Below are 4,718 nucleotides of genomic sequence, written 5' to 3'. Positions count from 1 at the left end.
CCGGGAGGTCCAGGCAGCGAAGGACCGCGGGGAGAAGTGGGCGATGCTCACCGCCTACGACGCGACCACCGCCCGCATCTTCGACGAGGTGGGCGTGCCGGTGCTGCTCGTCGGCGACTCGGCGGCCAACGTCGTCTACGGCTACGACACCACCGTCCCGGTGACGGTGGAGGAGATGCTGTCGCTGGTACGCGCGGTCGTCCGCGGAACCACCCACGCGATGGTCGTCGCGGACCTGCCCTTCGGCTCCTACCAGAAGTCGGTGGAGCAGGCGATCGACAACGCGGCGCGTTTCCTGAAGGACGGCGGCGCCCAGGCGGTCAAGCTCGAAGGGGGCGCCCGGGTGGTCCCGCAGGTCGCCGCGCTGGTGGCAGCCGGCATCCCGGTCATGGCCCACCTCGGGCTGACCCCGCAGAGCGTGAACGTCCTCGGCGGCTACCGGGTGCAGGGCCGCGGCAACGCCGGTGACGCCCTGCTCGCCGACGCGCTCGCGCTGGAGGCGGCCGGCGCGTTCGCCGTCGTGCTCGAGGTGGTCCCGTCCGATCTCGCCGCCCGGGTGAGCAAGGAGCTGACCATCCCGGTCATCGGTATCGGGGCCGGTCCGGACTGCGACGCGCAGGTCCTGGTCTGGCAGGACATGGCCGGCCTCTCCGACGCGCACGCCCGGTTCGTCAAGCACTACGCCGACCTGCGCTCCATCCTCGCCGACGCGGCGCTGCGCTTCACCGAGGAGGTCCGCGGCGGCACCTTCCCCACCATCGAACACAGCTACCACTGAGCACACCCGACACCGCTGGGCAGGCCGCCACCACCAGGCCCGCCCAGCGGTTGTCGTCAAAGCATCACGCCCACGTCCTTCAGGGCTGATCAGAAGACGTGACGTGGGCGGGTGGTATCCGTTCGTGACAGCCCTATCTCCGGCCCCGGCATGGGCCGGCGGCGACGGCACCGCGGATGTCAGGTGCGGGCGGGGGTGGTGACCGGGTGGGAGAGCTGGGCGTCGAGGACGGCGCGGGCCGATACCAGGGACGGCCCGTACCAGGTCAGGTGGCGGCCGGAGACGCACACCACCGGGGTGTCCCCGAACGCCTCCGGGCCGTCGGCGGGGCTGAACGGGTACGGCTCGTCGGGCAGCACCACCAGGTCGACGGGCGGCACCTCGTCCAGGTGGATCCGGGGATAACGCTGCGGATGGCCGGCGAGCACGTTGTCGACCCCGAGCCGGCGCAGGACGTCACCGGTGAACGTCTCCCGCCCCACCGCCATCCAGGGCCGGCGCCACACCGGGACCAGCGCGCTGCGCCGCGGCCCGCGGTATGGGGCCGCCCAGGTCGCGCGGGCGGCGGCCAGCCAGTCCGGCCGGTCGAGGCGGCAGGCGCCCCGCAGCATCCGCTCGAGGCTGACCAGGGCGGCGTCCACGCTGGCCGGCGCCGTCACCCACACCGGGACGCCGGCCGCCCGGAGCTGGTCGAGATCGACGTCCCGGTTCTCCTCGGCGTTGGCGCAGACCACGTCCGGGGCGAGGGAGAGGATCGTGGCGATGTCCGGGTTCTTCGTCCCGCGCACGCGGGTCACGTCGAGGTCGGCCGGGCGGGAGCACCAGGCCGTCGCCCCGACCAGCAGGCCGGGCGCGGTGTGCGCGATGGCTTCGGTCAGGCTGGGGACGAGTGAGACCACACGGGTCACCCGCCGGGGCACCGCCACCTCGTTACCAAGATCGTCCACTTCGTCACCAAGATCGTCGATGTTACTGAGATCGTCGATGCCGGGATCGTCCCGGCCGCTCGCCGTCACCGTCGCCACCTACCCCGGTCGATTGCCACCTACGCCAGCCGGGCCCGCCAGCCGGGCCGGACGTCCGCGGGGGAACGCCGGACGCCCGTGGGGGAACACTGTGATGAAACATTCGCCACAGAACGCCTGACTCGAGCTGCCACTACCTGCTGCTACCTGCTGCTACAGCTAGCTATTACCGCCAAACGTTACTGAACGTCTGTCACACGTAGCCCCGCGTGGGACTTGTAACGCCTGTTCACCGAGATCAGGTTCGCGGTCAGCCCCTCGACGGAGGCGGCGTTGCGCAGCTTGCCCGCGTAGACCCCGCGGATGCCGGCGATCCGGCCCGCCAGGGCTATGACGGTGTCGGTGGCCTGCCGGTCGTCACCCAGGACAAGAACGTCGGTGTCGATCTCGCTGACCGTCTCGTCCTCCAGCAGCACCGCGCTGACATGGTGGAACGCGGCCACCACAGCGCTCTCCGGCAGCAGTGCCGCAGCCTGCTGGGCCGCGCTGCCCTCGGGCACCGGGAGCACGAACGCGCCGCCCTTGTCGAAGCCGAGCGGGTTGACGCAGTCAATGATGATCTTGCCGGCGAGCTCGGCGCGCAGGCTGGTGAGCAGCTCGCCGTGGCCGTCCCAGGGCACGGCGACGATCACGATGTCGCCGGCGGCGGCGGCGGTGGCGTTGTCCGCGCCGGTGACAGCCCAGCCGGCCGCGCCCAGTTTCGCGGCGGTCTCCCCGGCGCGCTCGGCGGAACGCGAGCCCAGCACGACCCGGTTGCCCGCGATGGCCAGACGGCGCCCGAGCCCGCGGCCCTGTGGTCCCGTGCCACCAAGGATGGAGATCGTCAACAACGAGACGTCAGGTAGATCGCCAGGAGAGCCCATGGGCCACATCCTGCCGCATGACCCGCCCACAGGGCATTCTGATCGCCGGCGGACCGATCAGGCGCATCCGTCGCCGGTCACGGAGGCCGGTGGGCGGCGAAGCGGCCCCGGAACACCGAGAGGCCGGTGTCGCCCGAACCCGCCCTGCCCTCGAACCGGCCCTGACCAGCCCGCTCTGGCCAGCCTGGTCACCCGGCCCGGCCGGGCCACCGCTCCTGATCCTGCCACCCCGAGTACTTCCGACTGGCTCGAAGTGTATCCATACGCCTGGGTTCACCCATGGGTACCCCCGGTCACCCGACCCGGGAGCGAATGCGGGACTATGCCTGAACAACGTGACAGCTACGGGCGTTGATCGTCCTGTAGAACGCCGGCGGACGCCGGGGGGCGGGAGTCTTCTCAACGGACGCGGCCGTACCGATCAGGCAGAGGAGCGGCAGAAGGTGAACGACGGAAACAATTCCGTTCTTACAACACTTCGCGACCATGACATGGCGTTGCGTGACATCCATGGAACGTTGGACAACCCCGGCCGCGCGTCGTTCGAGGACGGGTCGTACCGTTCCATTCCACGAACAGCGGCGAGATCCACAGAACCAGGCGGAAGAGGTCGAGCAATGGCGGACGTATCGGTTCGCTTCGCGATGACGAACGACAGCGAAGTGGTGCTCAACCTGTCGCTGCCGCAGGCACTGCGCCTGATGGAGGCGATCGCGCGCAAGGTCGGCGAGACACTCGCCGAGCGCAGCACGCAGGGCGTCGGAGGCGTCGGAGGGGTGCCCACGCCGGCCCCGTCCAACGGCATGCCGAGCCTGGGGCCGTACACCCCGTCCTGAGCCGCGCGGCCTGCCCGGCGACAGGGCAGGCCGACAGACGCGGGCGGGCGCCCATCCGCTGGTGGCCCCGCCCGCGGCCAGCCCGGCCGTCCTGCCGTGGGCGGGCGGCCACAGGCGAGGCGGCATGAGCCGGGCAGCGTCTCCAGGTGGCGTGCGCAGGTGGCGTGCGCAGGTGGCGGGTGTGCGCCGGGAGCGCGTCAGCTCCGGGCCGGCCGGGCGCTGCCCAGCGCCCGGGGATGCGACGTCGCGTACACCTCGCGCAGCCGGTCCACCGTGACCAGCGTGTAGATCTGGGTGGTGCTCACCGACGCGTGGCCCAGCAGCTCCTGGACGACCCGCACGTCGGCCCCGCCGTCGAGCAGGTGGGTCGCGAAGGAGTGCCGCAGCACGTGCGGTGACACGCCCTCCACGCCGGCCGCCACGGCCGCGGTCCGCAGCACCGTCCAGGCGCTCTGCCGCGACAGCCTGGTCCCCCGCCGGGACAGGAAGACCGCCGGGGACGCCCGCCGGCTCGCCAGCACCGGCCGCGCCCGGACCAGGTAGGCGGCCAGCGCCTCCCCGGCGTACCGGCCGAGCGGGACGACCCGGGCCCGGCCACCCTTGCCGCGCAGCCGCACCGACGCCGCGTCCAGATCCAGGTCGTCGACGTCGAGGCCGACGGCCTCGGAGATGCGCGCGCCCGTCCCGTAGAGCAGTTCCAGCAGCGCGGCCGCCCGCAGCTGCCGGCTCCCCTCGGCGGGATCACCGCCGGGACCGCCGGCGGCGGACGCGGACGCGGCGCGCAGAACGGCCACCACCTGGTCGACGGTGAGCGCCCTGGGCAGCCGGCGCGGCGGGGTCGGCGGGCGCACCGGCCGGGAGACGTCCGAGGTGACCTCGCCCTCCCGCGCGGCGAAGCGGTGCAGCGACCGGACCGAGACGAGCATCCGCGCCACCGACGACGTCGCCAGCGGCGGGTGCTCGCCGGCCCCCTCCCGGAGGGTGGCCGCGAACTCGGCCACCTCGGACTCGTCCACATCGGCCAGCGAACGCACCCCGCGCAGGTGCAGGTGCTCCAGGTAGCGGCGCAGGTCGCGCCGGTAGGCGAGGACCGAGTTGCGCGCGAGCCCGCGCTCGCCCGCCAGATGGTCGAGGAAGCGCTCGACCACGACGGCCGGGTCCCCGGCCACGGGCTCCGGGCCGGCCGGCATGCTCACGCGCGTACCCTGCGCGCACC

5 protein-coding genes are annotated in these 4,718 nt (G+C 72.7%); 2 read left to right on the top strand and 3 right to left on the bottom strand.

Features of this window, described 5'->3' with window-relative positions; genetic code table 11:
* On the top strand, positions 1-778 hold a 778-nt coding region (panB, locus tag AC5LUJ_RS10035), incomplete at its 5' end, for a 3-methyl-2-oxobutanoate hydroxymethyltransferase (RefSeq protein ID WP_493464820.1).
* A 179-nt stretch (positions 779-957) separates the two neighbouring features.
* On the opposite strand, the gene AC5LUJ_RS10030 is transcribed toward panB, so the two are convergent.
* Entirely contained in the window at positions 958-1,794 is an 837-nt protein-coding gene (locus tag AC5LUJ_RS10030; protein ID WP_493464819.1) for a helical backbone metal receptor, read from the bottom strand.
* A 188-nt stretch (positions 1,795-1,982) separates the two neighbouring features.
* On the bottom strand, positions 1,983-2,666 hold the full coding sequence (gene npdG / locus AC5LUJ_RS10025; protein ID WP_250281833.1) for an NADPH-dependent F420 reductase: 684 nt from the start codon (positions 2,664-2,666) through the stop codon (positions 1,983-1,985).
* A gap of 617 nt (positions 2,667-3,283) precedes the next feature.
* On the opposite strand from npdG, the gene AC5LUJ_RS10020 reads away from it, so the two are divergent.
* Entirely contained in the window at positions 3,284-3,502 is a 219-nt protein-coding gene (locus tag AC5LUJ_RS10020; protein ID WP_013874442.1) for a hypothetical protein, read from the top strand.
* A 197-nt stretch (positions 3,503-3,699) separates the two neighbouring features.
* Here AC5LUJ_RS10020 and AC5LUJ_RS10015 read toward each other — a convergent pair whose 3' ends face one another.
* Positions 3,700-4,692, bottom strand: coding sequence for a tyrosine recombinase (locus AC5LUJ_RS10015; RefSeq protein WP_250281858.1), 993 nt, complete (start codon positions 4,690-4,692; stop codon positions 3,700-3,702).
* Between the last annotated feature and the right edge of the window lie 26 nt (positions 4,693-4,718).

It is taken from the genome of Protofrankia sp. CiP1_Cm_nod3 (assembly GCF_982290655.1).
Note: the sequence above shows the minus strand (reverse complement) of the source record. Positions and strands in the feature narration are given on the sequence as shown.

Coding starts and splice junctions, on each gene's coding strand:
- npdG (WP_250281833.1), bottom strand. CDS start 2,666: ATGGGCTCTCCTGGCGATCTACCTGACGTCTCGTTGTTGACGATCTCC.
- AC5LUJ_RS10020 (WP_013874442.1), top strand. CDS start 3,284: ATGGCGGACGTATCGGTTCGCTTCGCGATGACGAACGACAGCGAAGTG.
- AC5LUJ_RS10015 (WP_250281858.1), bottom strand. CDS start 4,692: ATGCCGGCCGGCCCGGAGCCCGTGGCCGGGGACCCGGCCGTCGTGGTC.